The sequence below is a fragment of the Bacillus sp. JJ1127 genome, from assembly GCF_036965845.1.
Taxonomy (GTDB): Bacteria; Bacillota; Bacilli; order Bacillales; family Bacillaceae_G; genus Bacillus_A.
The window spans coordinates 12,434-16,354 of record NZ_JBALQK010000282.1 but is presented as its reverse complement, the minus strand read 5'-3'; the positions used below and the strand labels follow the sequence as shown (position 1 = coordinate 16,354).

Below are 3,921 nucleotides of genomic sequence, written 5' to 3'. Positions count from 1 at the left end.
AAATATTTTTCAACAAATATTAAATTGTATTGAATTAATCACACATTAAATTTAATATAAAGATAATAGGATAACGTAAGTAGAGAGAAGGTACAAGGGATGCAATATGAATTGTTTTCTGTAAGCGGGAATCATATTATGACTTTTGAAAGCACCTGGCGTTTTCAAGAAGGAGAACAAATTTTTCTTCACGATGATACAACAAAAAGAAATTTTATTATTATTCGTGTAACGCATGATATATTTCGAACAAACACACATGTTATTCGCTTATATTGTCAAGAAAAGAAAGTATATGAATGAGAAGAGGGCTTCCTGCTGTATATGAACAGTAAGAGGCTTTTCTTTTTATCACGCAAAAGTACGATTGGTGAGAGCTAATAATCAATCAGTAGGGGATGAAGAAAATCCCCTACCAAAAAGTAGGGGATTTTATCATTGCTTTGTTGAGGCAATCTCTTGTATGCTTTCTGATAATTGTACATCGACTTTTTCAGCATCATCAATATGTTTCATGATAGTAGTATTTAATTTTTGGAACATTTGTTGTGTATGTGTAAATTCACGTAATATATCGTCATTGCAAAGTTTTTGAGTTTCAATCGCTTTAATGACATTTGTAGCACCAGTCTGCAATGTTTGAACCATGATTAATATATTTTCAATTCTAGAGTTAGTATCAGCACTCATTTCTACACCTTCGTCAACTAAGTGTAAATTATCTTTTGTATTGTCATATGCCTTTTCAATTTCTTCCTGGATTTTTTTCGTTAAATTCCCTATGTTTTTAGTACTTTCTGCTGTACTTTCGGCCAATTTACGTACTTCATTTGCAACAACGGCAAACCCTTTTCCATGTTCACCAGCACGAGCAGCTTCAATACTTGCATTTAGTGCTAATAAGTTTGTTTGGGCAGCGATGTTCTGAATAACTTCAACGATTTGTTCAATTTCTTTAGAGCGTTCACTTAAATGATTCATACTATTAGAAGTACGTTGTGACTGTTCACCTAATTTATTAATTACGATTAATAGACGATGGACAGATTCTTTTCCTTCATTGGAACATGCTACGATCTCTTCGATAGATTGAATAAGGTCTTGTTCTTTTTGCAGCATTTCATTATTTAATTCATTTGAGTTCGTTGTACTTGTAGAAACATTTTGAAAGCATGCGCTTAATTGTTGGATTAAGCTTTGAAGTGTGTGATGTTGGCTATTTACATGCTCATGTTCTTGAACAACTTTTTGTACATGATTATGTATGGAAGAAATTGTTTCTTGTTGTTCGATCTCCTTTTGTTTTAATTGTGCTTCTAACTCGTGTATTCGGTCTTCTAATTGGCTAATTTTATTTTGCAAGGATTTTGTTTGTGTAAACATGTTATTCGCTCCAACCGCCTTTGAATTTTTATTTTCTCTATATTTGGATTTTAGCATTTTTTATAAATTATAAATATAGGAATTGTTAAATATTTAAGAATCTATTACGTTTTTTTTATAATTTTCTTTTATTTTTATGAAAAATAAACTGTATTTAATGAGTTTGTAAACAAACTGTAAAATAAATCATGTATAACTGTATGAGAAGGGAGTCGGATTATGAACTATTTTAAGCGAATCAGTAGTCTAGTATTAGCAGGAATTATTGGTCTTTCTAGTACAGTCGCTGTAAAAGCTGAGTCAAACGACGAGAAATTAAACAACATGCAACAGCAATTGCAGCAGAATAACAATGATATTCAAAAGAAAGAACAAGAGAAGCAAGCTGTTAATAAAGAAATTCAAGGAATTGAAAGCGAACTACATAATTTAAATGATACAATTACAAAGAATAAAGAGGATCAAACTGCTCTTCAGAAGAAAATTGATGAAACACATAAGCAGATTGAGCAAAAAAAGAAAGAGATTATCGTTTTAGAAGATAAAGTGCTTGCTCGTAAAGACATTATGAAAAAACGTATGGTTTCTGTTCAAAATACCTCAAATACAAGTTTAGTAATGGAAGTTGTTGTAGATTCAAAGAACTTTGCTGATTTCCTACAACGTATGACTGCAGTATCTACAATCTTAGATGCAGATAAAGAGATCTTACGATTGCAAGAACAAGACCTTCGTCAAATTGAAGAAGATAAGAAAGCAATTGACGAAAAAGAAGCGTCTTTAGTAGGAGATAAACAAAAATTAGCGAAAGCACAAGCTGATTTACAAGAAAACTTGAAAAAACGCCAAGAAAATTTACAATTGGTTCAAGCGAAGTACAATGAAATTGCAAGTCAAATCAATTTAGCTGCACAAGAAAAAGCAAAAATTGAATCAGATATGAAGGCAGTACAGGACACGATTGCTCGTGAGCAAGAAGCTGCAAGATTAGCAGCAGAAGCACGTGCAAAAGCAGAAGCAGACGCAAAAGCTGAGAGAGAAGCTCTAGCAAAAGCACAAGCTGCTAAACCAGCAGCACCAGCTCCTAAGCAAGCTGAAGGAAATAATACTGATAAGCCAGCACCGAATCCACAACCAGCTAAAGGTGGTCGTGAATTTTATGTAACAGCAACTGCTTATACAGCTGATCCGTCTGAAAATGGTTATAAAGCAGGAGAACATGTATATTCTGCATGGGGAAATTATAATTTAACTACAAGCAAAGGATTGAGATTAATTGCTGTAGATCCATCGGTTATTCCATTAGGATCTCGTGTATTTGTTGAAGGATACGGTGAAGCAATTGCAGCGGATACAGGTAGCGCAATTAAAGGTCATAAAATCGATGTGTTAATGCCAGATGCAGCTACATCTAACGCTTGGGGTGTAAGAAGCGTTAAAGTTACAATTTTAAATTAAACCAAAACCAACTTTACATGCAGTAAAGTTGGTTTTTTTATACATATAATGTTAAGTTGAGTATACATTTTGTAAAGTTTAGCATACAATGAAAAGTAAGAGGTGGTAAAATTGACCATTTGCAATAGAGTGAAGGAGCTAAGAGCTCGCTTTAACTTTACGCAAAGCGTATTGGCTGAAAAGGTTGGTGTCACACGGCAGACCATTGCGGCGATTGAAAAGGGCGATTACGTTCCATCATTATTGTTGGCATTAACGATTTGTGATGTGTTTGAGTTAAAGATGGAAGATGTATTTGTTTTAAATAAGGAGGGGAAAGAAAATGAATAGAATTGCTTTTTCTTATGTAGTGAATGTATTGTATGTTGGATTAGCTTGTTGGATGTTTATTGAACTTTATTATGCTGTTATGGAACTTGCAAATATTATTCAAAATAAGAGAGTGCCATTTGAAGTATCAATAAACATAATACCGTTCTTATTAATGGTGACTGTAGCTGTTGTATCAACTGTTTTCTATAAAATTCAAAAGAAAAAATATAAGTCTCTATCATTTTGGATGTATCCTTTATTATTCCCGCAAGAAGATGAGCGTGAGAAAGGAATTACTGAGAAGGCATGTCGTACAACATTTATTTCATTGTTGTATGTATTACCTTGTGCGATTGGATTCTTGACCTTTTCTCCTGTAGTGAACCTATATATCCCAGGATATCCACTCTATATTGTGTTTTTTATTCTCTTTATTCAAATGACAGTGTTTCATGTGTCTTTGTATCGAAATAAAATTGCTTAAAGGTGTGTTATGCACATCTTTTTTATCCTGCTATTTGCGGGCAGTAATACGCCTATTCTCACCTCAAAGTTCAGTGAAAGTAAAGAAAGTTAGGTGGGAGGGAAATTGCCAGTAGAAGCCTGATTAGTGAGGGCTAATAATCAGTGGAGATGAAGACCCACCACTGATTAAAGTTTCACTTCATGATAGTATTTACTAGTGTGAGAAAGTTTTTCGACATCTAAATCTCTGCTATGCAGAATAAAAAGTAACTTACACTCGTTTGCTCTTTCTGTTTTCACTTC

General features: G+C 33.4%; 4 protein-coding genes and 1 pseudogene. 4 read left to right on the top strand and 1 reads right to left on the bottom strand.

Features of this window, described 5'->3' with window-relative positions:
- Positions 1 to 99: 99 nt before the first annotated feature.
- Positions 100 to 303: a hypothetical protein gene (locus V7183_RS22595; protein WP_097896480.1), complete on the top strand. Its 204-nt coding sequence runs from the start codon at positions 100 to 102 to the stop codon at positions 301 to 303.
- A 132-nt stretch (positions 304 to 435) separates the two neighbouring features.
- Here the strand turns inward: V7183_RS22595 and V7183_RS26040 are convergent.
- Positions 436 to 972: pseudogene (locus tag V7183_RS26040) on the bottom strand (methyl-accepting chemotaxis protein); the annotation flags it as partial.
- 630 nt (positions 973 to 1,602) lie between these two features.
- Here V7183_RS26040 and V7183_RS22585 point away from each other — a divergent pair.
- The 3 genes from V7183_RS22585 to V7183_RS22575 all read left to right on the top strand — a co-directional run bounded on the left by V7183_RS22585 (position 1,603) and on the right by V7183_RS22575 (position 3,637).
- On the top strand, positions 1,603 to 2,841 hold the full coding sequence (locus tag V7183_RS22585) for a 3D domain-containing protein (protein ID WP_335360914.1): 1,239 nt from the start codon (positions 1,603 to 1,605) through the stop codon (positions 2,839 to 2,841).
- Positions 2,842 to 2,952: 111 nt separating this feature from the next.
- A complete protein-coding gene (locus V7183_RS22580) occupies positions 2,953 to 3,171 on the top strand; it encodes a helix-turn-helix transcriptional regulator (RefSeq protein ID WP_141523267.1) in 219 nt (72 codons plus the stop codon).
- A complete protein-coding gene (locus V7183_RS22575) occupies positions 3,164 to 3,637 on the top strand; it encodes a DUF2178 domain-containing protein (RefSeq protein WP_097896472.1) in 474 nt (157 codons plus the stop codon). The genes V7183_RS22580 and V7183_RS22575 overlap by 8 nt, the downstream gene beginning before the upstream one ends.
- Positions 3,638 to 3,921: the final 284 nt, after the last annotated feature.

Coding starts and splice junctions, on each gene's coding strand:
- V7183_RS22575 (WP_097896472.1), top strand. CDS start 3,164: ATGAATAGAATTGCTTTTTCTTATGTAGTGAATGTATTGTATGTTGGA.
- V7183_RS22595 (WP_097896480.1), top strand. CDS start 100: ATGCAATATGAATTGTTTTCTGTAAGCGGGAATCATATTATGACTTTT.
- V7183_RS22585 (WP_335360914.1), top strand. CDS start 1,603: ATGAACTATTTTAAGCGAATCAGTAGTCTAGTATTAGCAGGAATTATT.